The sequence below is a fragment of the Stappia sp. genome, from assembly GCF_965276915.1.
In the GTDB taxonomy this organism is placed as follows: domain Bacteria; phylum Pseudomonadota; class Alphaproteobacteria; order Rhizobiales; family Stappiaceae; genus Stappia.
In genome coordinates this window covers 4,635,144-4,658,050 of record NZ_OZ255709.1, presented here as the reverse complement: position 1 = coordinate 4,658,050, position 22,907 = coordinate 4,635,144, and the positions used below count along the sequence as shown (strand labels likewise).

Sequence of the window (22,907 nt, the reverse complement as noted above, 5' to 3'; positions counted from 1 at the left end):
CACCGGAAAACAACAAGACCATCATCCCAAGGGAGATCGGATGTCCAGCTTCACAACCAGACCGGAAATCCGGGGCACGTTCGGGGTCGTCACCTCGACCCACTGGATCGCCACCGCCGTCGGCATGAGCATCCTGGAAAAGGGCGGCAATGCCTTCGACGCGGCCGCCGCCACGGGCTTTGTCCTGCAGGTGGTCGAGCCGCATCTGAACGGGCCGGGCGGCGACTTGCCGATCCTCCAGTATGACGCGGCCTCCGACCGGGTCGAGGTGATCTGCGCGCAAGGGCCGACGCCGGCCGGCGCGACGCTTGAGCACTATCGCGGCGAGGGGCTCACGCTGATCCCCGGCGACGGGCTGCTTGCCACCGTCATCCCCGGCGCCTTCGACGGCTGGATGCTGATGCTGCGCGACCACGGCCGGCTGCCGCTGCGCGACGTGCTGGAACCGGCGATCCACTATGCCCGCAACGGACACCCGATGCTGGCCCGCGTCTCGGCGACCATCGCCGGGCTTGCCGGCTTCTTCGAAAAGGAATGGCCGACCTCGCACGCCACCTGGTGTCCCGGCGGACGGGCCCCGTCGACCGACGAGCTGTTCCGCAATCCGGTGCTTGCCGATACCTGGGAGCGGTTGCTGCGGGAAGCGGAGGCGAGAAGCGGGCGCGAGGCACAGATCGAGGCGGCGCGCGATGCCTTCTATCGCGGTTTCGTCGCCGAGGAGATCGAGGCGTTCGTGTCGAAGACCGAAGCGATGGATGGCAGCGGAACCCGCCACAAGGGTGTGCTGAACGCTGCCGATCTTGCCGGCTACAGCGCCACCCGCGAAGCGCCGGCCACCTATGATTATCACGGCTGGACGGTCGCCAAGACCGGGCCGTGGGGCCAGGGGCCGGTGCTGCTGCAGTCGCTTGCCCTGCTGAAGGGGACCGGCATTGCCGACGTCGATCCGGTCGGTGCCGATTTCGTTCATCTGGTCGCCGAGGCGATGAAGCTCGCCTATGCCGACCGCGAGGTCTATTACGGCGATCCGGCCTTCTCGGACGTGCCGGTCTCCCATCTTCTGTCGGACACATACAATGCCGAGCGGCGGAAGCTGATCGGCGAGACCGCGTCGTTCGATCTGCGCCCCGGCACGGTTCCAGGCTACGAGGCTCAGGTCGCCCGCGTCATGGAAGTGGTCGAAGGGCTCGGAGTGTCGTCAACCGGCGTCTACGAGCCGACCATGGCGCATCTTTCGGAAAAGCGCGGCGACACGGTCCATATCGATGTCATCGACCGCTGGGGCAACATGGTCTCGGCGACGCCGTCGGGTGGCTGGTTGCAGTCCTCGCCGGTCATTCCGGCGCTCGGCTTCTGCCTCAATTCCCGCGCCCAGATGTTCTTGCTGGAAGAGGGCCTGCCGACGACGCTGGCGCCGGGCAAGCGTCCGCGCACGACGCTGACGCCGAGCATCGCGCTGAAGGACGGCCGGCCGACGCTCGCCTTCGGCACGCCGGGCGGCGACCAGCAGGACCAGTGGCAGCTGTCGCTGTTCCTCCGGCTTGTCCATCACGACCTCAACCTGCAGGAGGCGATCGACCAGCCGCTGTTCCACACCACCCATTTCCCGGCCTCCTTCTATCCGCGCCAGCGCCAGCCGGGCCACATCATGCTGGAGGAGAGTTTTGGCGCTCCGGTGATCGAGGCGCTGAAGGCGCGGGGTCATTCGCTCGAGGTGGCTCCGAACTGGTCCATCGGCCGGTTGACGGCGGCGCGGCGCGACGAGAACGGCCTCATGCGCGCGGCGGCGACGCCGCGCCTGATGCAGGCCTATGCGGCCGGCCGCTGAACGGGAGGGAAGCGGCATGACCTACTCGATTGTTGCGCGCGACCCGGCGACGGGTCATTTCGGTATCGCGGTCGCAAGCCGGTTTTTCGCCGTCGGTGCCGTGGTGCCCTACATGGCCGGCGGCGTCGGGGCGATTGCCAGCCAGGCCTTCATCTCGCCGCTCTACGGCATCGACGGGATGAAGATGCTGCAGGCCGGCGCCTCGGCCGAAGAGGTCGTCGCGGCGATGACGGCACGCGATGCGGGCTCCCACTCGCGACAGCTCCACGTGATGGATGCGGCCGGGCGAAGCGCGGTCTTCACCGGCGAAAAATGCATCGACTGGGCGGGGCACCTCGTTGGCGAGGGCGTCTCGGTTGCCGGCAACATGCTGGTCGGCCCACAGGTGCTGGCGGCAACGCTCGAGACCTATCTGGCGCATCCGGAGAAGGATTTCGCGGACCGGCTGCTCGGCGCAATGGAGGCCGGCGAGGCCGCCGGCGGCGACAGGCGCGGCAGGCAGTCGGCGGCGCTCAGGATCGTACGCGGCGAGGCCTATCCGTGGATCGACATTCGCGCCGACGACCACCCGGACCCGCTGGCGGAGTTGCGCCGGTTGCTGGCGGTGGCGGGCGAACGCTATCTGCATGTGGCGGAAACACTGCCGACCTCTGACAATGTCTCCGGCATGCTCGACCGCTCGGTCATCGACCTGAAGATCGCCGAGCTGGAGGCCGAGCGCCTGCGCGAGGGGCGCCCCTCCGCCTCTTTCGCCACACCGCCCGTCTGACGACTGCCGTTTGCCGGAACCCGGCTTGCCTCACCGGCGCATGCGTGGCTGACTGTCATGCGCACCGATACTGTGTCGATGCGCGGGAGGTGCACGGGGTGAGGAAATGAACGGGGCAGGTGGGGAGGCCAAGGCGGTCGATGCGCTTCCGCGTTTCGTTACGCTTGCCTCGCACGAGGGGCCTGGCCTTAAGCGCTACCGGGCCTCGCTCGCCCGCTTCGGCGTCGTGCCGGAGGTTGTGTGGACCGGAACGCCCTATCCCGGTCATCTCGCCGCGATGCGGCTGCTGGGCGCGCATCTGGCGGGGCTGCCCGCCGACGAGATCGTCGTCTTCACCGATGGTTACGACGTGGTGCTGATCCGGGATCCGGCGGAGCTGCACGAACGCTTCCGCAGCTTCGCAGCCCGGATCGTGCTCTCCACCGAGCCCGGCTTCACCTGGAAACTTCCCGGACGGCTTGCCGCCTCGCGCCGCTATCCGGAAGGGGCGGGTCGGAGCGGCATGTACCGCTACCTCAACTCAGGCGGCTATGTCGGGGAGGCCGGCGCCATTGCAGCGATGCTCAGCGAGCTCGACTATGCCTCCGGCATCGATTGCGACCAGACGCTTTTCAACAAGTGGTTTTTGGAAAACCCCGGCCGCGCCGCCCTCGACCGTGACCAGGAGATCTTCGCCAGTTCCGCCTGCCAGTCCGGGCTGGAACGCAAGCTCTACCGGTTCGACGGCGCCCATCTGGTCAACACGCGCACGGGCGGGAAGCCGTTTTTCTTCCATTTTCCGGCGGAAAACCGGCTCTGCACGGCACATGTGCTCGACATGTTACCGTTCGACCTGCCCCGCCTGCCGGTGCGTCGCCGCGACCGGCGCAACTACATCCTCAATGTCATCGAGAGCCGGCCGACCCTGTGGCTCGACCGGCCGGCCTATCCGCTGGAGGATATTGTCGGCCTGGTCGCCTTTCGCGTGTTGCCGGCAGCGGTGCTCGCCGGCCTCGGCTTCCTCGCCTGGCACGTCCTCGCCTGACACGTCCTCGGCTGACCCCTTGGGCGGGGACTACTGCGGGTCGACGATCGCCTCGACCTCGATCTCCACCTCGTAGCCACCGATCAGGCTGCCGACCGCGAGTGTCGTGTTGGCGGGACGAATGTCGCCGAAGACGCGGCCATGGGCGCGCGAGGGACCTTCCCAGGCCCCGACGTCCTGCAGATAGACGCGGGTGCGGACCACATCCTGCATGGAGGCGCCGAAGGCGGCGAGCGCGGCGGCGATCTTGTCCAGCACATAGGTGGTCTGGGCCTCGGCATCGCCCGGGGCGACGCAATGGTCGGCGCCGTGGGTTGCCGTGGTGCCGGAGACGAGGATGCGGTCGCCGACCCGCATCGCCCGGCTGAAACCGGCCAGCGGTTCCCAGATGCTTCCCGACGACAGAAGCCAGCGATTGGCGCGGCCGGGAACCGGTTCCGGTTGGTAGATGCTGGGGATCTTTTCCAGATGATGGCTGAGGTCGCCGGAGGCGGTGAGGAAGGGCGGGCGGCGGTATTCGTCGCCGCAATCGCCGGGGATCGGGGCCATGCCGGCGAAGGCCTCCTCGAGGGTGGCGCGATCCTCATCGTCGAGGGCGAAGCCGAAGAGCTTCAGGTTGTCGGCCCGGTGCTCGCTCTCGCCGATGCGCGCGCCGATGATGACGCCGGCGACCGACGGGGTTTCCAGCACCCAGCGGGTGGCGACGTTGGAGATCGAGACGCCGTGCTTGCGGGCGACCGCGTCGAGCGCGGCAAGCAGCGCCTGGAACGCCTCCCAGCCGCCGGCGGCGTCGATGAAACGCCGGTACTTCATCCGGCTCCAGTCGGCGATCTCCGCCGGTTCCCGCTTGCCGAGCCAGCGCTCGGACAGGAAGCCGCCGCACAGCGTGCCATAGGCGAGAAGACGCACGCCGGTGCGCGCGCAAAGGTCGCTCAGCGCACCCGCAGCCCGCCGGTCGACCACCGAGAACGACACCTGGTTGGAGACGATCGGCAGGTTCTCGGCGAGCGCCACATGCAGGTGGGCGGTATCGAAATTGGTTACCCCGATCTCGCCGATCAGCCCTTCCTCGCGCAGCTGCGCCAGGTGCTTCAGCGCGTCGAGCCAGCCGGGATGCTCGAAGGTCCACCAGTGGAACTGCAGCAGGTCGACACGGGAAACGCCGAGACGGTCGAGGCGTTCCTGCACGCCGGCGCGCACCACCTCCTCGGTCATCGGTCCGGGTTCCGGGCACCATTTGGTGAAGGCGAGCGGGCGGTCGGCGCCCTCGCCGTAACGGGCCAGCAGGCGGCCGGCGACGAGTTCGGCATTGCCGTAATGGTCGGCCATGTCGAACGTGGTGAAGCCGGCGGCGGCATAGTCGGCGAGATGGTCGGCGGCGGCATCGAGGTCGACGGGCTTGCCGTCCTTCTCGATGTCGGCGATCTGCCACAGCCCGGTGAGGATGCGGCTGATCTCCAGGTCGAAGCCGAGCTTCGTCGTTTCGGGGCGGGTGGTCATGTGCGGTCGGGTTCCGTGGTGGTGGCGACGGCGGCGGCGGTTCCGCGCCATCTGGAAAGGAAGGGCAGGCGGCGGCGGGCGCCGCCCGGTTCGGGGAGGAGCCCTTGCGGGCGGAAGAGCAGGATCGCACACAGCGCGACACCAATGATGACGGTCTGCAGCGAGGCCGCGCGCGCCTGTTCGCCGGCCGGTGCCAGCGCCTCGACCAGCACCGAGGAGGCAGCCCAAAGCGCCCAGACGAGCACCGCGCCCAGAATGGCGCCGCGATTGTTGCCCGAGCCGCCGACGATCAGCATCGCCCAGACCTGGAAGGTCAGCATCGGCAGGTAGTTCTCCGGGGCGATGAAACCGATGAAATGGGCCTGTGCCGCACCGCCAAGGCCCATGATCGCGCCGCCGAGCGCGAAGGCCTCGATGCGGAACCGGCGCGGGCTCTTGCCGAGCGCCTCGGCCGCCACCTCGTCCTCGCGAATCGCTCTCAGCGCCCGGCCCCAGGGGCTTTTCGCCAGATGCTCGAGCATCAGGTAGAGCCCCGCGACGACGCCGACGAGCAGCGCCATGTTGGCAAGCGAGAAGACAAGCGCCTCGCTTGCGTATCCGGCAAAGGGGCGCGGGATCAGGCTGATGCCGAAGGGCCCGCCGGTCAGGCTTTCCAGGTTGAGCGCGGCCAGTTGCACGGTGACGGCGATGCCGAATGTCGAGATCGCCAGATAATCTGCGCGCAGCCGCATGGTCAGCCAGCCGATTGCCGCCGACAGCAGTCCCGCGACAAGGAAAGCTCCGGCCCAGCCGACCGGGATCGGCAGGTCGAAGCCGCCGAAGCGGCCTTCGACGGCGGGCGAGGTCAGGATCGCCGAGGCATAGGCGCCGACCGCGACAAAGCCCGCAACTCCGACATTGAAGAGGCCCGTCTGGCCCCATTGCACGTTGAGGCCGAGCACGATCACCGCATAGGTCAGCGCGATGGTGAGGAAAAAGGCGCAATAGGCGAGGAGTTCCAGGCTCATGCGGGCCTCCCGAACAATCCGGTCGGGCGGATCACCAGAACCAGCGTGATGACGAAGAAGGCGACGGCCGCCCGCCACTCGGCGCCGATGGTCTGCACGGCGAGCGCCTCGCACAGGCCGACCAGCAATCCGCCGAGCATGGCGCCCGGCACCGAGCCGATGCCGCCCAGGATGACGGCGGCGAAGAGCGGCAGCAGCAGGTCGAGACCCATATAGGGGCGGATCTGCACCAGAAGGCCCGACATGGTGCCGGCGGTGCAGGCAAGCGCCCCGCCGATGATCCACACGGCGCGCACCACCTTCGCCGTGTCGATGCCGACGACGCCGGCAAGCGCCGGGTTCTCGCTGACCGCGCGCATGGCGCGGCCGAGGTCGGTGCGGGTGAGCAGCAGGTGAACGGCGATGACGGCGAGGAAGGCGGCGCCGATCAGCAGCAGCTGGTCGGGCGTGGCGCGGATGCCGCCGGGCAGCGGCATGGCGATCTGCAACTCGCGCGAATAATAGGCGGGCTTCGAGGTGTAGAGGAATTCCAGCAGGCTGCGCAGCGCCATCGAGGCGCCGAAGCTTGCCATCACCACGATGATCGCGGTCGCGCCGCGCCGGCGCAGGCGGCGAAACAGCAGTGCGTCGACGGCAAGCGCCAGCAGGGCCGTCAGCGCCATCGCCGCAAGGCCGGCGAGGATCAGCCCGGTCGAGACGCTGAAGGGGCCGAGCGGGGCAAGGCTGGCGCCCGATATGGCGCCGATGGCCAGTGACAGGGTGAGCGAGAGATACGCCCCCCAGGCGAGCAGCTCGCCATGGGCGAAATTGGCGAAGCGCAGGATCGAGTAGGTCAGCGTCAGGCCGACGGCGCCAAGGCCGATCATGGCGCCGGCCAGGAGGCCCTCGAGCAGGATCTGGGCACTCATGGAGCAGGGTCTCCGTTGCGGGGGGCGGCGGTGCCATGAGCACCGAGGAACAGCCGGCCGATATCGGGATCGGCGGCAAGCTCCGCCGCCGGCGCGTCGTGGCGCAAGCGACCGTCGACCAGGATCACGGCGCGATGGGCGATGCGCAGCGCGGCGCGCACGTTCTGCTCGACCAGAAGCACCGGAACGCCACTGCGGTTGATCGCCACCAGTCGCTCGAAGACCTCCGCGACGGCTTTCGGCGAAAGGCCGGCGGACGGTTCGTCGAGGATCAGGACGCGTGGCTCGACGAGCAGCGCGCGGGCGGTTGCCAGCATCTGCCGCTGGCCGCCCGAAAGTCCGCCGGCGACGGCGCCGGGGCGCTTCGCCAGATCCGGATAGGTGTCGAGCATCGCCTCGATGCGGACCTTGCGGACCGGTTTCGGCAGGACGGTCGCGGCGATCTGCAGGTTCTCGCGGATCGTCATGGTGGCGAAGATGTTTTCCGTCTGCGGCACAAAGGCGAGGCCCTTGCGAACGAGCGCGTGTCGCGGACAGCCGGTGATGTCGGCATCGGCGAGCGACAGGGTGCCGCCATGGAGGGGCACGAGCCCGGCGATCGCCTTGACGAAGGTCGACTTGCCGGCGCCGTTGGGGCCGAGAACGGTGACGAATTCGCCCTGCCTGAGCGTGAAGTCGATGCCCTTGACGATCGGCAGGTCCGGTTCGTAGCCGGCAATGAGACCGCGCGTCGACAGTGGCGGGGCCGGGGTGGCGAAGGACGAGGGCATGCTTGCGGAGGCGGTCATGGAGCCACCTCGCCGAGATAGGCTTCCACCACCTCGCGATTGGCCATGATCTCGCCCGGCGTTCCCTCGGCAAGCTGGCGGCCGGCGGCCATCACCACGATGCGCCCGCAGAGCCGGGCGATCATGTCCATGTTGTGCTCGATCAGGAGCACGCTGACGCCCATCCGGTTGATCTCCACGATGCGCTCGACGATGACGTCGAGCAGCGCCGGATTGACGCCGGCGGCCGGCTCGTCGAGCAGGATCACCGCCGGCTCGGCCATCATCACGCGGGCGAGTTCCAGCAGCTTGCGCTGGCCACCTGACAGGATCCGGGCCGGCGCGTCGGCGAGATGCGACAGCGTGACAAAGTCGATCAGCGCGCGGGCCCGTTCGCGCGCCGCCCGCTCCTCGCGTCGCACGGTGCCCGGCTGCAGGAAGTTGCGGAAGATGGCCTCGCCGCTCTGGTTCTGGCCGGCGGCCATGACATTGTCGAGCACGCTCATGCCGGCGAAGGGACGCGGGATCTGGAAGGTGCGGCCGAGCCCCATCGCAAGCCGGCGGGAAGCGGGCTGTCCCTCGACGGGCGTGCCCTTGAGGCGGATCTCGCCGCTGTCGGGGACAAGGCTGCCGGCGACAAGGTTGAAGAAGGTGGTCTTGCCGGCGCCGTTGGGGCCGATCAGGCCGAGGATCTCGCCGGTATGAAGGTCCAGCGACATGCCGTCGACGGCGCGGTTGCCGCCGAAGCGGCGTGCGAGGTCGCGAACTTGCAGGACCGGAGGGGCGCCGCCGGCACTTGTCGTCGCCGGCCCCGCCTCACCCGGGTCGTGGCCCGGATCACCGCCCGGATCACGTTCCGTGTCGCCCTGCATGCCACCTTGCACGGTGCCGCTCCTTCCGATCGTCCGCATCTCCGCGTCGCATGGCGTCGGGATGCATTTGATGTTTGATCAAACATATCTTGATCACAGATCGTGAATGGTTGTAAAGATAGCTTGTCAGCTTCCTGGGAGTTCCCGGCCGGCCATCGTGGTCGACGGGGATTGTCCGTTCCGGCGCGGGCCGTTCGCCCGGACAAGCGCCCGTGCCGGGCGGCGGACCCTGCCTGCCGGCGCCGAAACGGCGCCCGCCGGGCGGGGGATCGGGGCGGGCGGGACTCGAGAGACGCCGCCGGCGGATGCGGCAGGAGAGGGTGCCATGACCGGCAGGGCCGTGACCGGAATGTTTCGCATACAGCGGCTGGAACCTGCCGCCGCTCCCGGCGAGGGCGCGCTTGCCCCGCTCAACCCCGTCGGCCGGCAGACCGTGCAGGACAGCGTCTATGGCGAGTTGCGCCGCTCCCTGATCCAGGGGCTGTTCGACCCCGGCGAGGTGCTGCGCATCGTCGATGTCTCCAACCGGCTCGGCACCAGCACCATGCCCGTGCGCGAGGCGCTGGCCCGGCTGATCTCCGAGCAGGCGCTGGAGGCGATGCCGAACCGCTCCATCCGCGTACCGCTGATTTCCCGCGACCGGCTGGAGGATCTGGCCGGTGCCCGGGCGATCATCGAGAGCGCAGCGATCGGGCTCGCCATCCCCAATGTCGACGAAGCGCTTGTCGGCGAACTGGTGCGTCTCACCGATGCCTGCGACGCGGTGCTGGCGACCAGGGGACGCGAGATGTCCGGCGAGGCCGCCGATCTCAACCATGCCTTCCATTTCACCCTCTACCGCGCCGCCGGGTCGCAGGTGCTGATCCCGATCATCGAGAGCCTGTGGCTGCAGTCCGGGCCTTACCTGCGTGCCTCGGCCCGCCTTTTCGACGAGGTGGCGGACGGCTCGGCCACCCATTTCCACCGCGAGATCGTCGAGGCGGTGACGCGCCGCGATACGGTCGCTGCGCAAGCGGCGCTGAAGGCCGATATCGGCCGCGCCTTCGACATCCTGCGCAGGCATCTGGAAGAGGGCGGGGAGGCCCGGCCATGAGCACGACAGGCGCGCCCATCGACGATACGTTCGAGCTCCACGATCTGCGGGTCGAGGTGGTCGCGCCGGAAGGCGCGACGATCTATTGCGGGGCAAAGCCCGGCGACCATTTCGAGCTGCGCGGCGAGATGCTGCACCTGCCGCCGGGCCAGGGCTTCTCGATCTACTCGCTGGCCGCGGTGCTGCCGCTGCTGGCCGCCAAGCAGCGCCCGACCCACGCCCATGACTGGATGACGAGCGACGCCGAGGTCGCCTGTCCCGATCCCAATTGCCCGACCCGGATGCGCATCACCCGGCTCGGCCTCAGGCGGTTTTCCCATGCCTGCACGACGGCGGTGCCGCTGGAGTGCGCCGCACCCGCCTCTCAATCCCCCCTGGCCGAAGAGTGATCCCGTGACCAAAGCGCCTGAAACCGAAACCTGGACACTCGGCGACGGCGCTCCGGTGTCCCGCGTCATCCGCGGTGGCTGGCAGCTTGCCGGCGGTCACGGCACTGTCGACCGGACCGGCGCCATCGAGGACATGATCGCCTTCGCCGATGCCGGCATCACCACCTTCGACTGCGCCGACATCTACACAGGTGTCGAGGAACTGATCGGCGCGTTTCGCGATGCCTATCGCAATGCGCGCGGCGTCGAGGCGTTGTCGCGCATTCGCGTGCATACCAAGATGGTGCCGGATCTGGACAAGCTGATCGGCATCGACAAGGCGCATGTGGAGGCATTGATCGACCGGTCGCGGGCACGGCTGCGCTGCGAGACGCTCGATCTCGTCCAGTTCCACTGGTGGGACTACAACGCGCCGGGCTGGCTGGAGGTGGCGTTGTGGCTGAAGGAGCTGCGCCAGGCCGGCAAGATCCGCAATATCGGCGTCACCAATTTCGACAGCGACCATTTGGGCGCGATGCTGGCGGCCGGCGTGCCGGTCGTCTCCGCGCAGGTTCAGTACTCGGTGCTCGACGCGCGCGCCGAAAAGCGCATGGCGGGACTTGCCGCGCGGCACGGGCTCTCCTTCCTGTGCTACGGCACCGTTGCCGGCGGCTTCCTGAGCGAGAAATGGCTCGGCCGGCCGGATCCGGGCGAAGCGCTCGAGAATCGCTCGCTCGTCAAATACAAGCTGATCATCGACGATTTCGGCGGATGGGATCTGTTCCAGGCGCTGCTGGCGACGTTGAAACTCGTTGCCGATCGTCACGGCACGGACATCGCCAGCGTCGCCAGCCGTTATGTGCTCGACCGCCCGCAGGTTGGCGCCGTGATCGTCGGTGCGCGCAATCGCAGCCATCTCGCCTCCAATCTCGGCATTCTGGCGCTGCGCCTGACGCGCGACGACATTGCCGGTATCTCCTCGGTGCTGGCCTCGCGGCGGGATCTCGACGGCGATGTCTACACGCTTGAGCGCGATCGCCACGGCCGTCACGGGCGGATCATGAAATACAATCTCAACGACAAGAGCGCGGCATGAGCGGGCTGGCCGAAATGGCGGAACGCGAGATCGTTGCCCGCCACGACTTCTTTGTCGACTGGTTCGCCGGTCGTCCCGACGAGGCCGGTTACAACGCGGCGCTTGCCGCCTTCGACGCGGGGTTCGTGCGCGTTGACCCCGAGGGCGCGATGCAGGACCGGGCGGGGCTCGACGCGATGCTGCGTGCCGCGCACGGGCGGATCACCGGGGATTTCACGATCGCGATCGAGGCGTCCGCCCCGCTCTGGGAGCGCGATGACGCGGTGCTGATGACCTATCTGGAACGCCAGGAGCATGCCGGTGCGGCGACGGTCCGCCGCGCGGCGGCGCTGTTCGTGAAGGATGAGGACGCTCCCCACGGGGTGGCGTGGCGCTTTGTCCAGGAGACCTGGATCAACGACCGACCGGGCATGTGATCCGGCGGCGCAATGACGAGAAGGGGAACTGCAATGCAAAAGATGAAATGGACTTCGGCGCTTGCCGCGGGCGCGTTCGCCGCGCTTGCCGGCAGCGCTTCCGCCTCCGCCTGCGAGATCACCGTCGGCCTCGTGCTGGAGCTGACGGGCCCGGCCGGCCAGTACGGCCAGGCCGGCGCCAAGTCGGTCGAGATGGCCTTCCGCGACATCAACGATGCGGGCGGCGTGCAGGATGGCTGCAAGCTCGTCACCGACACGCGCGACAGCCAGAGCCAGGGCAATGTCGCCGTCGACCAGGCGACGCAGCTCGTCAACATCAAGAAGGTGCCGGTGATCATCGGCGGCATCATCTCGTCGGTGTCGATCCCGGTGCTGACCTCGGTGACGGCGCCGGCCGGCGTCGTGCAGGTGTCGCCCGCCTCGTCCTCGCCGACGCTGACCGCGCTGTCGCGCGACGGCAAGACCGGCGGCAACTTCTTCCGCACCATCACGTCCGACGCGTTGCAGGGCACGGCGGCGGCGAAATACGCCATCGACCAGGGGCTGACGAAGCTGGCCCTGATCCACGTCAACAACGACTTCGGCGTCAACATGGCGAAGGAGTTCTCGGCGGCCTACGAAAAGCTCGGTGGTACGATCACCTCGACGACACCCTACAACGAGAAGCAGTCGAGCTATGCGGCCGAGGCCTCGGCGGCGATGTCCGGCGAGCCGCAGGGGCTCTATCTCGTCAGCTATCCGGTCGACGGGGCGACGATTGCCCGGGCGTGGATCTCGCAGGGCGGGCCGCAGACCTTCCTGCTCAATGACGGCATGAACTCGACCGACTTCATCGAGAGCGTCGGCGCCAAGTTCCTGGAGAACGCCTACGGCACCTCCTCGGGCACGACGCCGACCCGCTCGACCGAGTATTTCTACGAGAACTACAAGGAGTTCTCCGGCGGCATCGAGCCGAGCGCCCCGGCCGCCGACCGGTCCTATGATGCCGGCGCCATTGTCGGTCTCGCCATCGCCAAGGCCGGATCCAGCGAGTCCGCCGCGATCCGCGCCGCGATTCCTGAGGTCGTCGCCGCCGGCGGCGAGCCGATCTTTGCCGGCAAGGAGGAGTTCGCCAGGGCACTCGCCCTCATCAAGGACGGCAAGGCGATCAAGTACGAGGGTGTCATCGGGCCGGTCGGCTTCGACCAGTATGGCGACATCACCGGTCCCTTCCGTCTCTGGAAGATCCAGAAAGGCGAGGTGACGACCGTCGGCGAGATGTCGGCGGCCGACGTCATGGCGGTCAAGGAAGAACTCGCCTCGAAGTAACGGGACAGACCCGGTTCACGGTGCGGCCGGTCGGTCGCCGTGCACGAAAAGACTGCCTCCCGTTGAGCCTTGATGCCCGCGCCGGACCCCGGCGCGGGCGTTTTTCGTTCCCTGTCTCTACTTCACCTTGCCGGGCAGGCTGAGATCGCCGGAGGCGACGTCGAAGACATCGGTGACGCAGAGCAGCGGCGCATGCAGGTCGGCATGGACCCGGAGCGCGGCCGTCACCCCGTCATAGCCGGCGCCCGTCACGACCTCCGCGTCGCGGAAGGGCACGGTCAGGCGGATTTCCGGCCCCTCGAAACGCGGCGTGTAGCCGGGGCTGTCGATATAGAGCGGCAGGCCGGGCCAGGTGACGGGGAGCGCCGGCATCGCCCCGTCGGGTATGTCGCGCACGGCAAGCGCGCCCGCGCCGCAGGCCTCGTTCGGGGCGAGCACCACCCAGTGGCTGTGCCAGCGTGCGCCGTCATTGGCGAGATCGCCGTCGCCGTCCTCGTCGTAGAGCGGCGTGTCGTCGAAATCCGGATGGCTGGTCGCCGCCAGCGCCAGGATACCGGAACCGCCCTCGAAACCGACCGTGGCGGGATCGAGCGAGGTCGGCCAGACATAGGAGAGCACCGGTGCGCCGGCGAGTGCGCCGGCCGGGTCGGGCAGTTTCGTTCCCGCATCTCCGGCGAGCGTCATGTGGAAGGTGACGAGCCGTCCGTCGCGATGGACATGGGCGGCGAGAATGTCGAACTCGGCGCTGACGGCTTCCGCACGCGGCGACGTCACTGCATCGCCCATCGAGGCCGCCGTCTTACCATGACCGGCATCGGCGAGCGCGCCGGTTGCCGCACTTGCCAGCGCCAGCCCGAGGGCGGCGCCACACATCGTCATTGTCTGTTTCAGGGACATCGTGCCCTCCCGTTTCAAGGCCGGATGCGGGATGCACCGGCCGCGCCTTGCGGCGTCGGGATCGCAAAGTAGTAGCGAGTCGATACTATTGCAAGGGGGATGTCGACTCGCTATGATTGCGGCCATGAATCGCTCCTCTCCCCATTCCGCCGACGCAGACCCGCGGCAACGCGCCGAAGCCCTGCTTGAACGCCTCGCCCGGCTGCAGGCAGCCGGCGACTGGGCCGACGATCTCAATCCGACGCAGTGGACGGCGCTGTCCTATCTGGCCCGCGCCAACCGGTTCTCGCGCGCGCCCTCGCAGGTGGCCGATTACCTCGCCGCGACGCGCGGCACGGTCTCCCAGACGCTGAAGGCGCTGGCCCGCAAGGGGCTGGTCGAGGAAGCGGCCTCGGATGGCGACAGGCGCAGCATTTCCTACGAGATCACCGCTGAGGGGCAGGCGGCGCTGTCGCGCCAGCGGGTGCTCGGCGAGGCCCTTGCGGTCCTGCCAGAGGCGCGCGTCGCGGCTTTGGCCGACGGGTTGTCGGATCTGGTGGCGACGCTGATCGAGGCCCGGGGCGGCCGCGGTTTCGGGCTTTGCCGCACCTGCCGCCACCATCGCCCGGCGGGGGTGGAGGGTGCCGGCCATTGCCGTCTGCTCGACCTGCCGCTGGCGCCGCACGAGGCCGACCGGATCTGCCACGAACACGCTGCCTGACGATCCATCCCGCCGCTGATATTCCCCTCCCATCAAGGACTGCCATCGATGACCATGCTGACGCGGATCACCTCGCTCCATACCGGCCGCGCCCGGGACCGCTGGGAGGGCAGGCCGCCCTCGGCGATCGGCAAGGAGGCGGTTGCCGGCCCGTTGATGCTGGGCCTTGAGGGACTTGCCGGCGACGAGCAGGCCGATCGCACCGTCCATGGCGGTCCGGAAAAGGCGCTGCACCACTACCCGGCCGACCATTATGCCGCCTGGGCGGACGCCTGGCCGGAACATGCGGTGACCTTCTGCGCCGGCGGCTTCGGCGAGAATGTCTCGACCACGGGCCTCACCGAGGCGGATATTTGCCTCGGCGACCGGTTGCGGCTGGGCGCGGCGCTTGTCGAGATCTGCCAGGGGCGCCAGCCCTGCTGGAAGCTCTCCGCCCATACCGGCATTGGCGAGATGGCCGCACGCCTGCAAAAAAGCGGGCGTACGGGCTGGTACTACCGGGTGATCGAGCCGGGCGAGGTGGCCGTCGGCGATGCCGTTGCCCTGACCGAGCGGCGACACCCGGACTGGCCGCTGTCGCGTGTCATCGCGGCTCGTTTCGATTCGCGCCTCGATCCGGCCGTGGCCGCCGCCATCGCCGCCTTGCCGGAGTTGTCCGAAAGCTGGCGGAAGAGCTTCCTGAAGAAGACCGATCCGGCCTTCGTCGAGGACACGGGCGCGCGTCTTTCCGGCGCCTGATCGCCTGCTTCGGCTGCTGCACCCGCGAGATGCGCGCCGCCCCCGTGTGACGGGCGTCACACCCGGGCGGCGAATGGCCGCTAAAGTGTCAGCTGCCCGGCATGGCGCGTCGGCGCCTGCCGCCTTTCATTCTTCATGCCTTTCGACTTGTGGAGGTTTCAGCTTGCAGAAATCACGACGTTTTCCCTCGCCGCCGGGGCGCGGCTTGCCGCACCTTGCGCTGGCGGCCCTTCTCGCCGCAACTCCCCCCTTCTCGGCAAGCCGGGCCCAGGACAGTCAGCCGGATACGCTCATCGTCATCGACATGTCGAACTCCATGTGGGGCCAGATCGAGGGACGGGCCAAGGTCGAGATCGCCCGCGAGGCGCTGGAAACGCTTGCCGAAAGCCTGCCGGCCGGTGCGCCGACCGGTCTGATGGCCTATGGCCACCGGCGTACCGGCGACTGCGGCGACGTGCAGCTGGTGCAGCCGGTCACGCCGCTCGATCGCGGCGCGCTTGCGCGTGCCGTCGCCGCCATGAAGCCGCGCGGCAAGACACCGATCACCGAGGCGCTGCGCCAGGCGGCCGCAACGCTCAATGCCAATGACCGGCCGGCGCGTCTGGTGCTGGTGTCGGACGGCATCGAGACCTGCGGCGGCGACCCTTGCGCGCTGGCCCGGGAACTGGCGGCGGGCGGCATCGATTTCACCGCCCATGTCATCGGCTTCGACATCGCCTCGCGTGCCGACCAGGCGAAGATCGCCTGCATCGCCTCGGCGACCGGTGGGCAATACCACAATGCGCGCGATGCCGGGGAACTGGCCGCGGCGCTGAAGGCCTCGACCGTCGAGACCGCCGATGTGCCGCCGGGCTTCCCGGTCACCTTCACAGCGGTGGAGGCGGAGACCGGCAACGCGGTCACCGGCAGTGTCGACTGGAACATTGTCGATGCTTCCGACGAGCGGCTCGTGGCCACCCTTGGCGGCAACGGCGCGAAGATGGACCTGGAGCCGGGCGATTATGTCGTCACCGCCACGTCCGGCGCGCGCGCCGGCGGCGTCGAGGTGAGCATCGGCGGCGAGGGGGCTTCGGTGGTGGTCAAGCTGGCCAGCGACGTTCCCGAGGCGAGCGTCACGCCGGCCGCGAGCGGCGGGTCCGCTTCCTCGACCCTTTCGGTTGCCTTCACCGGCCCAATGGAGGAGGGCGACTTCCTGCGCATCGTGACGCCGGACGGCGAACGGCTGGAAACGGACCTTTGGGACTACACGCGCGAGGGCAGCCCGCTGGCCATGCGCCTGCCTTCCGAGCCGGGCAGCTACGCCGTTGCCTATGTCTGGGCGAAGGGGGGAGACCGGACCATCGCGAGGGCGGACATCGAGGTGGGTCCGGCGGACCTTGCCATCGACATGGCGGCGGAGCTTCCCGCCGGCTCGATGACCGGTGTCAGCTGGCGCGGGCCGGACGGCGACGGCGACTTCCTTGCCTTCGTTGTGCCCGGCGGCACAGCCGACGAGCACGGCAACCGCTATGCCTATACCCGCGACGGGGCGAAGCTTTCCATGCAGGCGCCGGGGGAACCGGGCACCTACGAGGCGGTCTATGTGGCGGGCAACGACAACACCGTCATGATCCGCAAGCCGTTCAAGGTGGTGGAGGCCCCGGCCACCCTTGCCATGACCGGCGAGCCGGTCGCCGGCGGGCATGTCGACGTTGCCTGGACCGGCCCGGGCGGTGCGTCCGACTGGATCGGCTTCGCGCCGGTTGGCGCGCCGCCGTCGGAATATCTCGGCTGGGCGACACCGGATGCTCCCAGCGTGCGGCTGGCGGTGCCGGCGAGCGCGGGCGCTTATGAGCTGCGCTATGTGCTCTCCGCCGCGGACGGGACGAAGGTGCTGGCCTCCGTGCCGGTGACCGTCACCGAGCCGGAGATCCGGCTCGAAGCACCGCCCGAGGTCGCGGCGGGAGCCGAGCTCTCGGTCGTTGCGCAAGGGCCCGCCAGCACATCCAACTGGGTCGGCTTTGCCCGGCCGGGCGAGGGGCCCGCCGCCTATGTCGGCGGTGCCTGGAACACGACGGACAACATCGCCGATGGGCGGATCTCCGTCATGGCGCCTGCCGAGCCGGGGGCGTACGAACTGCGCTTCGTCATCGCCGCGGGAGAGGCGCGCGTCGTTGCCCGGGTGCCGGTGACGGTGAAGTAGCCGGTCCGCGCATCAATCACGCAAAACAGGAAACGGGGCGCTCCGACGCCCCGTTTTTCGTTTCCGGGCGGGTGAGCCTACTTGATGCCGGCGCGCATGAAGCTTTGCACGAACTGGCGCTGGAACAGCAGGAAGGCGATCAGCAGCGGCGCCGTCGTCATCAGCGTCGCGGCGTTGATCACCGACCATTCGATGCCGGAATCGATTGCCGAGAAGACACTGAGGCCGACGGTGACGGGACGCGTCTCCTCGGAATTGGTGACGATCAGCGGCCACAGGAAGTTGTTCCAGTGGTGGCTGACCGAGACGAGGCCGTAGGCGAGATAGGTCGGCTTGGCGAGCGGGATATAGACCCGCCAGAGAATGCCGAGCACGCTGGCGCCCTCGATGCGGGCGGCCTCGTCGAGCTCGCGCGGCACGGTCAGGAACGTCTGGCGCAGCAGGAAGATGCCGAAGCCTGAGGCGATATAGGGCAGCGCGATCGCCGGGATCGTGTCGACCAGGTCGAGCAGGCGCATCGTCTTGTAGTTCTCGACGATGAGGATGTCCGGCATCACCAGCAATTGCAGCAGGACCAGGGTGAACAGCACCGAGCGGCCGGGAAAGGTGAAGCGGGCGAAGGCGAAGGCGGCCAGCGTGCACAGCAGGAACTGGCCGGCGAGGATCAGCGTCACCAGCATGAACGTGTTGAGGAAGTAGCGGGCAAAGGGCGCGGCCGCCCAGGCCTTCTCGAAATTCTCGAAGGTGAGCGGGGCGAAGAGCTCGAAATTCGCCTCGTAGGCGGAAGGGTGGATCGCCGTCCAGATGGCGAAGGCGAGCGGCAGGATCCACAGGAGCGCCAGCACCCAGGCGGCGAACGTGTTGAGCGCCGTGTCGAGGTCGAAGACCTTGCGTCGCGGCGCCTTGGCGATGGCGGGGGCCGCCTGCGGGGGCGTGTTGGCGTGGCTGGCGGTCATTTGTAGTGCACCTTGCGGTCGAAGAGGAAGAACTGGCCGATGGCCAGTGCGCACAGCATGACGAGCAGCGCCACCGTCAGCGTCGCGCCGTAGCCTGTCTCCCAGTATTCGAAGGCGGTCTCGTAGATGTAGAACAGGAGCAGCGAGGAGGCGTTGTCCGGGCCGCCGTCGGTCAGGATGAAGATGTGGTCGACCAGCCGGAACGAGTTGATCACCGCGTTGATGGAGACGAACAGCGTCGTCGGCATCATCAGCGGGAAGGTGATGCGGCGGAAGATCGTCCACTTGCCGGCGCCCTCGATCTTCGCCGCCTCGACCAGCGAGGGCGGGATCGCCTGCAGGGCGGCGAGGTAGAAGATCATGAAGAAGCCGGCCTCCTTCCATACGGTGACGACGATCACCGCGTTGAGGGCAGTGGCCGGATCGCCGAGCCAGTTGGTTTGCGGCCAGCCGAACAGCGATCCCGTCACCTGGTCGATCAGGCCGAAGCCGGGCGTATAGAAGAACAGCCAGATATTGGCGACCGCGATCAGCGGCAGCACGGTCGGGGTGAAATAGGCCATGCGCACGAAGCCGCGCCCCGCCAGCCGGTCGTTGACCCAAAGCGCCATGACGATCGCCAGCGCGATGGAGACCGGGATGGTGCCGAGCGCGAACCAGAGATTGTTGCCCATCACCTTCCAGAAGACCGGATCGGCGATCATGCGCTCGTAATTGTCGAGGCCGAGGAAACGCGCCGGGCGGCGGCCGCGCGGGGTCGAGAAGAAGCTGTGCCAGAGCGTGGCGATCGCCGGGATGTGGGTGAAGGCGAACAGGAAGACGAGCGCCGGCAGCAGCAGCAGCCAGGCATGGATCCATTCGCGGCTGCGGATGGAGAGCGGCGCGCGGGCCGTTGTGTCGGTCGCTGTCATCTTTTCATCACCCATCATCGTCGGGTCGGGAAGCCCGGGTCGGGAAATCCGGGAGGCCGGAAAGCCTGAAACGGGTGGAAAGCGGCGTGACCGCCGCTTTCCCTCTCGTCCTGTCGCCGCCGGCATGGCCGGCGGCGGCTGTCATGCGGTGTCAGCGATACTCGGCGAGGATCGCGTCGGCCTGCGCCTGTGCTTCCTTCAGCGCGGTCGCGGCGTCCTTCTGGCCGGTGATCGCGGCGGCGAGCGCATCGTTGAAGATGCCGGTGACGCGCTGGTTCTGGTAGGTGGAGAGCTCTGCAACGGCATGCTCCAGCTGGTCGCGGGCGACGGTCGCCGGCGGGAAGTCGGCCGCGTAGGCCTTCATCGTGTCCGTCTCCCAGGCGTCCGGGCGCGGCGCGACATAGCCGGTGGCGATCGTCCACTTGGCTGCCTGTTCGGGGGCGGAGATCCACTTGACGAACTCGGCCGCGGCGGCGAGCTGCTCGTCGGAAGCGCCCTTGAACAGGTAGAAGTTGCCACCGCCCGTCGGGGCGCCGCGGCGCTTGTTGGCCGGCAGCATGGCGACGCCGAACTCGAACGGCGCGTTGCTGCGCACGTTGGTCAGGTTGCCGGTGGTCGTCCACATGATCGCGGCCTGGCGTTCGAAGAAGGCCTTCGGCGTGGCGCCCCACTCGACGATGCCGGGCTCCATGACGCCGTGCCTGGTCGAGAGGTCGACGAGATACTGCACCGCCTCGACCACTTTCGGATCGTCGAAGTTGGTCTTGTTGCCGTCGCTGTTGGCCAGGATCACGTCGTTCTGCGTGCTCAGGCCCTGGAACAGCCAGTAGGGGAAGCCGGAAGAGGGAATGCGCACGCCCCACTGGGTGACGTTGCCGTTGGCGTCCTTCTTCGTCAGCTTCTTGCCGAACTCGACCAGCTCTTCCCAGGTTGCCGGCGGGGTCTCGGGATCAAGGCCCGCTTCCTTGAAGGCTTCCTTGTTCCAGTACATGACCGGGGTCGAGCGCTGGAACGGGATGCCGTAGGTCTTGCCGCCGGTCTGGCTGTTTTCCATGAAGGCCGGGTAGAAGCCGGCGAGCCAGGCCTTGTCCTCGTCGGTCTTGATGAAATCGTCGAAGGGGACGATCAGGTCCTCGTCGATCAGCGTGAACATGTCGGCCGACAGCGCAACGGAGAGCTGCGGCGGGGTGCCGCCGCGCGAGGCGGTGATCACCTTGGTGATGGTGTCCTGGTAGGAGCCGGAATAGACGGCGTCGATCTTCACGTCCGGATTGGCGGCGGCATACTCGTCGGTCAGGGACTGGATCGTCTCCGCCGCCGTGCCGCCGACCGCGACCGGGAAATAGAACTGCAGGTCGACCGCCTGGGCCGAGGCCCATGTGCCAAGCGTCAGTCCCGTTGACAGGGCCGCCGTGGCGACCGCCTTCATCAGTGCTGTCTTCAACATGTCTGACTTCCCTCATGTTGCACCGGGCCGCACAGTCGGCGGCCGGCTTCGCATCCCGTCTGGCGGGTGCTTTGCGGTTCGGGCCCTTGCGGCCCGAGATTCCGTTGGTTCAACCGGCCATGCGCCGGCCGGCGGCATCGGCGAGGTCGTCGCGGCGCCGGCCGCTCTCCCCGTCGAAGACATGCAGGTCCTGCGGTGCGAAGCCGAGCCGGATTTCGGATCCCGGCGCCACCTCGCGGTCGCCCGGCAGGCGCATGGTGAAGCCGGCGCCGGCGGTTTCGCAGTCGATCAGCATGTCGGCGCCCAGATATTCAAGGCTCGTCACCCGCGCCTTCAGCGGGCCGGCATCGGCGAGCGCCAGCGCCTCGGGGCGCAGGCCGACATTGTGCGGCGACAGGCCGGGGTCGATGTCGGCAAGGGCTGTACCCGGCAGCACGTTCATCGGCGGGACGCCGATGAAGCGGGCGGCGAAGGGGCTCGCGGGCCGGCGGTAGAGTTCGCGCGGGTCGGCAGCCTGCTCCAGGTGTCCCGAATTGAGCAGCACCACCTGGTCGGCCATGGTGATCGCCTCGACCTGGTCGTGGGTGACATAGACCATGGTGAAGCCGAGCTTCTTCTGCAGCGCGCGGATTTCCACCCGCATCTCGTGGCGCAGCTTGGCGTCGAGATTGGAGAGCGGCTCGTCCATCAGGCAGACGGGCCGTTCGGCGATGATCGCCCGCCCCAGCGCGACGCGCTGCTGCTGGCCGCCGGAGAGCTGGCCGGGCTTGCGCTCGAGCAGTTCGGAAAGGCCCAGGAGACCGGCGACGCGGGCGAGCTTTTCGTCGCGCTCAGTGCGGTTCACCCGGCGCACCTTGAGGCCGAAGACGATGTTCTCGGCGACGGTAAGATGCGGAAACAGCGCATAGGACTGGAACACCATCGACAGGCCGCGCTCGGCCGCCGGCAGGTGGGTGATGTCGCGTCCGCCGATCAGGATGCGGCCCTGGTCGACGCTTTCCAGCCCGGCGATCATGCGCAGGGTTGTCGACTTGCCGCAGCCGGACGGCCCGAGCAGCACGGTGAACGTGCCGGCGGGAATGTCGATCGACAGGCTGTCGACGGCCCGGTGTCCGCCCCAGATCTTCGAAACCGCCTCGAGGCGGATGTCCTGGCCGCTGCCGGTCCAGGTGTCGCTTGCGCTCGAGCTCATGCCCGCTCCTCCATTCCCGCGCATGTGGCGGTCTCGCGTCCTGCTTCTGCGAGCAGGCTGGCGATCGTCGGCGGCAGCGGCGTGTCGCAGAACACGCCGGCCACCTCGGTGATATGGCCGCCGCGCACATGCGCCGGGCGGCCGAACTTGCTTGCATCCAGCACCAGGAAGGCGCGGCGGCAATTGGCGAGGATCGCCTGGCGCGCGGCGACCTCGTCCTCGTGGAAGTCGAGCAGCGTGCCGTCGGCGTCGACGCCGGCGACGCCGAAGATGCCGATATCGACCTTGTAGGAGGAGAAGAACCGCTCGGTGTCGGCGCCCAGGATGTCACGGTCGCCGTGGCGCAGGCGCCCGCCGGCGATGGTGACCTCGAAGCCCGGGTTCTGCGAGGCGGAGAACGCCACATGCAGGTTGTTGGTGAAGATCCGCAGGCCCTGGTGCCGGGTCAGAGCCTGCATGACGATCTCCGGCGTCGTCCCGACCGAGAACGCCAGCGAGGCACCATCGGGAACGCGGCCGGCGACCGTCTCGGCAATGGCGCGCTTTTGTGGCAGGTTGAGGATCTGCCGCCTGGCGTAGTGGAGGTTCCCGACAGGGGCGGGCGGCTCGACGCCGCCATGGGTGCGGCGCAGGATGCCGTGCTCGCACAGCCGGGTCAGGTCGCGGCGGATCGTCTGGGTCGTCACCTCGAACCGCTCGGCCAGGGCCTCGACGGAGGCGAAACCGTTCGACTGCACGAGATCGGCGATCTCGCGCTGGCGCGCGGTGATGTCGATGTCGCCTGTCATGACCGGCGTTGCTCCTCCCGAATGCGGACGTTTCGTCTCTACTTCGTTCATATGAACATAGCACAACGTTCATATGAACATACAATGACAGAATTCACCTCACCCAACCCGATGCCCGCCCGGCGCACCTGTCGCTTTTG

22 protein-coding genes are annotated in these 22,907 nt (G+C 68.2%); 11 read left to right on the top strand and 11 right to left on the bottom strand.

Going from position 1 to position 22,907, the window contains the following annotated elements; genetic code table 11:
• The first annotated feature begins 40 nt into the window (after positions 1-40).
• The 3 genes from ACQY46_RS21770 to ACQY46_RS21760 all read left to right on the top strand — a co-directional run bounded on the left by ACQY46_RS21770 (position 41) and on the right by ACQY46_RS21760 (position 3,621).
• Complete coding sequence (locus tag ACQY46_RS21770) at positions 41-1,828, top strand: gamma-glutamyltransferase family protein (protein ID WP_428698056.1); 1,788 nt, start codon at positions 41-43, stop codon at positions 1,826-1,828.
• A gap of 16 nt (positions 1,829-1,844) precedes the next feature.
• Complete coding sequence (locus ACQY46_RS21765; protein WP_428698055.1) at positions 1,845-2,597, top strand: DUF1028 domain-containing protein; 753 nt, start codon at positions 1,845-1,847, stop codon at positions 2,595-2,597.
• 106 nt (positions 2,598-2,703) lie between these two features.
• Positions 2,704-3,621 carry a glycosyltransferase domain-containing protein gene (locus tag ACQY46_RS21760; protein ID WP_428698054.1) on the top strand — a complete coding sequence of 306 codons (918 nt, stop codon included), beginning with the start codon at positions 2,704-2,706 and terminating at the stop codon, positions 3,619-3,621.
• Between the two features lie 30 nt (positions 3,622-3,651).
• Here the strand turns inward: ACQY46_RS21760 and ACQY46_RS21755 are convergent, their stop codons facing one another.
• The 5 genes from ACQY46_RS21755 to ACQY46_RS21735 are packed head-to-tail and all read right to left on the bottom strand — an operon-like array spanning position 3,652 to position 8,687.
• Entirely contained in the window at positions 3,652-5,121 is a 1,470-nt protein-coding gene (locus ACQY46_RS21755) for an aldo/keto reductase (RefSeq protein WP_428698053.1), read from the bottom strand.
• The gene (locus tag ACQY46_RS21750) at positions 5,118-6,128 is read right to left on the bottom strand and encodes a branched-chain amino acid ABC transporter permease (RefSeq protein ID WP_428698052.1); all 1,011 of its coding nucleotides are present in this window, start codon (positions 6,126-6,128) and stop codon (positions 5,118-5,120) included. The genes ACQY46_RS21755 and ACQY46_RS21750 overlap by 4 nt, the downstream gene beginning before the upstream one ends.
• Entirely contained in the window at positions 6,125-7,036 is a 912-nt protein-coding gene (locus ACQY46_RS21745) for a branched-chain amino acid ABC transporter permease (RefSeq protein WP_428698051.1), read from the bottom strand. The genes ACQY46_RS21750 and ACQY46_RS21745 overlap by 4 nt, the downstream gene beginning before the upstream one ends.
• Positions 7,033-7,824, bottom strand: coding sequence for an ABC transporter ATP-binding protein (locus tag ACQY46_RS21740; protein ID WP_428698050.1), 792 nt, complete (start codon positions 7,822-7,824; stop codon positions 7,033-7,035). The genes ACQY46_RS21745 and ACQY46_RS21740 overlap by 4 nt, the downstream gene beginning before the upstream one ends.
• Entirely contained in the window at positions 7,821-8,687 is an 867-nt protein-coding gene (locus tag ACQY46_RS21735; protein ID WP_428698049.1) for an ABC transporter ATP-binding protein, read from the bottom strand. Before ACQY46_RS21735 ends, ACQY46_RS21740 begins: the two co-directional genes overlap by 4 nt.
• 313 nt (positions 8,688-9,000) lie before the next feature.
• On the opposite strand from ACQY46_RS21735, the gene ACQY46_RS21730 reads away from it, so the two are divergent.
• Genes ACQY46_RS21730 through ACQY46_RS21710 form a run of 5 tightly spaced genes read left to right on the top strand, consistent with a single transcriptional unit; the run spans position 9,001 to position 12,956 of the window.
• On the top strand, positions 9,001-9,768 hold the full coding sequence (locus tag ACQY46_RS21730; protein WP_428698048.1) for a GntR family transcriptional regulator: 768 nt from the start codon (positions 9,001-9,003) through the stop codon (positions 9,766-9,768).
• On the top strand, positions 9,765-10,157 hold the full coding sequence (locus ACQY46_RS21725) for a TIGR04076 family protein (protein ID WP_428698047.1): 393 nt from the start codon (positions 9,765-9,767) through the stop codon (positions 10,155-10,157). The genes ACQY46_RS21730 and ACQY46_RS21725 overlap by 4 nt, the downstream gene beginning before the upstream one ends.
• A 4-nt stretch (positions 10,158-10,161) precedes the next feature.
• Entirely contained in the window at positions 10,162-11,232 is a 1,071-nt protein-coding gene (locus tag ACQY46_RS21720; RefSeq protein WP_428698046.1) for an aldo/keto reductase, read from the top strand.
• Positions 11,229-11,648 (top strand): hypothetical protein, encoded by a 420-nt coding sequence (locus tag ACQY46_RS21715; RefSeq protein WP_428698045.1) that lies wholly within the window; start codon positions 11,229-11,231, stop codon positions 11,646-11,648. Before ACQY46_RS21720 ends, ACQY46_RS21715 begins: the two co-directional genes overlap by 4 nt.
• Before the next feature lie 33 nt (positions 11,649-11,681).
• On the top strand, positions 11,682-12,956 hold the full coding sequence (locus ACQY46_RS21710; protein WP_428698044.1) for an ABC transporter substrate-binding protein: 1,275 nt from the start codon (positions 11,682-11,684) through the stop codon (positions 12,954-12,956).
• A gap of 117 nt (positions 12,957-13,073) precedes the next feature.
• On the opposite strand, the gene ACQY46_RS21705 is transcribed toward ACQY46_RS21710, so the two are convergent.
• The gene (locus ACQY46_RS21705) at positions 13,074-13,853 is read right to left on the bottom strand and encodes a hypothetical protein (protein WP_428698043.1); all 780 of its coding nucleotides are present in this window, start codon (positions 13,851-13,853) and stop codon (positions 13,074-13,076) included.
• A gap of 124 nt (positions 13,854-13,977) precedes the next feature.
• Between ACQY46_RS21705 and ACQY46_RS21700 the strand changes: the two genes are divergently transcribed.
• From ACQY46_RS21700 to ACQY46_RS21690, 3 genes are all read left to right on the top strand, one after another.
• On the top strand, positions 13,978-14,553 hold the full coding sequence (locus ACQY46_RS21700; RefSeq protein WP_428698042.1) for a MarR family winged helix-turn-helix transcriptional regulator: 576 nt from the start codon (positions 13,978-13,980) through the stop codon (positions 14,551-14,553).
• Positions 14,554-14,601: 48 nt separating this feature from the next.
• Positions 14,602-15,291, top strand: coding sequence for an MOSC domain-containing protein (locus tag ACQY46_RS21695; protein WP_428698041.1), 690 nt, complete (start codon positions 14,602-14,604; stop codon positions 15,289-15,291).
• A gap of 163 nt (positions 15,292-15,454) precedes the next feature.
• Positions 15,455-17,473 (top strand): vWA domain-containing protein, encoded by a 2,019-nt coding sequence (locus tag ACQY46_RS21690; protein ID WP_428698040.1) that lies wholly within the window; start codon positions 15,455-15,457, stop codon positions 17,471-17,473.
• 77 nt (positions 17,474-17,550) lie between these two features.
• On the opposite strand, the gene ACQY46_RS21685 is transcribed toward ACQY46_RS21690, so the two are convergent.
• The 5 genes from ACQY46_RS21685 to ACQY46_RS21665 form a co-directional block, all read right to left on the bottom strand.
• A complete protein-coding gene (locus tag ACQY46_RS21685) occupies positions 17,551-18,429 on the bottom strand; it encodes a carbohydrate ABC transporter permease (protein WP_428698039.1) in 879 nt (292 codons plus the stop codon).
• Positions 18,426-19,340 carry a carbohydrate ABC transporter permease gene (locus ACQY46_RS21680; RefSeq protein ID WP_428698038.1) on the bottom strand — a complete coding sequence of 305 codons (915 nt, stop codon included), beginning with the start codon at positions 19,338-19,340 and terminating at the stop codon, positions 18,426-18,428. Before ACQY46_RS21680 ends, ACQY46_RS21685 begins: the two co-directional genes overlap by 4 nt.
• 151 nt (positions 19,341-19,491) lie before the next feature.
• Positions 19,492-20,787, bottom strand: a complete 1,296-nt coding sequence (locus ACQY46_RS21675) for an ABC transporter substrate-binding protein (RefSeq protein WP_428698037.1) — start codon at positions 20,785-20,787, stop codon at positions 19,492-19,494.
• Positions 20,788-20,896: 109 nt separating this feature from the next.
• Positions 20,897-21,979, bottom strand: coding sequence for an ABC transporter ATP-binding protein (locus ACQY46_RS21670; protein WP_428698036.1), 1,083 nt, complete (start codon positions 21,977-21,979; stop codon positions 20,897-20,899).
• Positions 21,976-22,767 carry a DeoR/GlpR family DNA-binding transcription regulator gene (locus ACQY46_RS21665; RefSeq protein ID WP_428698035.1) on the bottom strand — a complete coding sequence of 264 codons (792 nt, stop codon included), beginning with the start codon at positions 22,765-22,767 and terminating at the stop codon, positions 21,976-21,978. The genes ACQY46_RS21670 and ACQY46_RS21665 overlap by 4 nt, the downstream gene beginning before the upstream one ends.
• Positions 22,768-22,907 lie beyond the last annotated feature (140 nt).

Coding starts and splice junctions, on each gene's coding strand:
- ACQY46_RS21755 (WP_428698053.1), bottom strand. CDS start 5,121: ATGACCACCCGCCCCGAAACGACGAAGCTCGGCTTCGACCTGGAGATC.
- ACQY46_RS21710 (WP_428698044.1), top strand. CDS start 11,682: ATGCAAAAGATGAAATGGACTTCGGCGCTTGCCGCGGGCGCGTTCGCC.
- ACQY46_RS21770 (WP_428698056.1), top strand. CDS start 41: ATGTCCAGCTTCACAACCAGACCGGAAATCCGGGGCACGTTCGGGGTC.
- ACQY46_RS21760 (WP_428698054.1), top strand. CDS start 2,704: ATGAACGGGGCAGGTGGGGAGGCCAAGGCGGTCGATGCGCTTCCGCGT.
- ACQY46_RS21765 (WP_428698055.1), top strand. CDS start 1,845: ATGACCTACTCGATTGTTGCGCGCGACCCGGCGACGGGTCATTTCGGT.
- ACQY46_RS21680 (WP_428698038.1), bottom strand. CDS start 19,340: ATGACAGCGACCGACACAACGGCCCGCGCGCCGCTCTCCATCCGCAGC.
- ACQY46_RS21725 (WP_428698047.1), top strand. CDS start 9,765: ATGAGCACGACAGGCGCGCCCATCGACGATACGTTCGAGCTCCACGAT.
- ACQY46_RS21705 (WP_428698043.1), bottom strand. CDS start 13,853: ATGTCCCTGAAACAGACAATGACGATGTGTGGCGCCGCCCTCGGGCTG.
- ACQY46_RS21730 (WP_428698048.1), top strand. CDS start 9,001: ATGACCGGCAGGGCCGTGACCGGAATGTTTCGCATACAGCGGCTGGAA.
- ACQY46_RS21740 (WP_428698050.1), bottom strand. CDS start 7,824: ATGACCGCCTCCGCAAGCATGCCCTCGTCCTTCGCCACCCCGGCCCCG.
- ACQY46_RS21750 (WP_428698052.1), bottom strand. CDS start 6,128: ATGAGCCTGGAACTCCTCGCCTATTGCGCCTTTTTCCTCACCATCGCG.
- ACQY46_RS21700 (WP_428698042.1), top strand. CDS start 13,978: ATGAATCGCTCCTCTCCCCATTCCGCCGACGCAGACCCGCGGCAACGC.
- ACQY46_RS21675 (WP_428698037.1), bottom strand. CDS start 20,787: ATGTTGAAGACAGCACTGATGAAGGCGGTCGCCACGGCGGCCCTGTCA.
- ACQY46_RS21665 (WP_428698035.1), bottom strand. CDS start 22,767: ATGACAGGCGACATCGACATCACCGCGCGCCAGCGCGAGATCGCCGAT.
- ACQY46_RS21685 (WP_428698039.1), bottom strand. CDS start 18,429: ATGACCGCCAGCCACGCCAACACGCCCCCGCAGGCGGCCCCCGCCATC.
- ACQY46_RS21715 (WP_428698045.1), top strand. CDS start 11,229: ATGAGCGGGCTGGCCGAAATGGCGGAACGCGAGATCGTTGCCCGCCAC.
- ACQY46_RS21695 (WP_428698041.1), top strand. CDS start 14,602: ATGACCATGCTGACGCGGATCACCTCGCTCCATACCGGCCGCGCCCGG.
- ACQY46_RS21670 (WP_428698036.1), bottom strand. CDS start 21,979: ATGAGCTCGAGCGCAAGCGACACCTGGACCGGCAGCGGCCAGGACATC.
- ACQY46_RS21745 (WP_428698051.1), bottom strand. CDS start 7,036: ATGAGTGCCCAGATCCTGCTCGAGGGCCTCCTGGCCGGCGCCATGATC.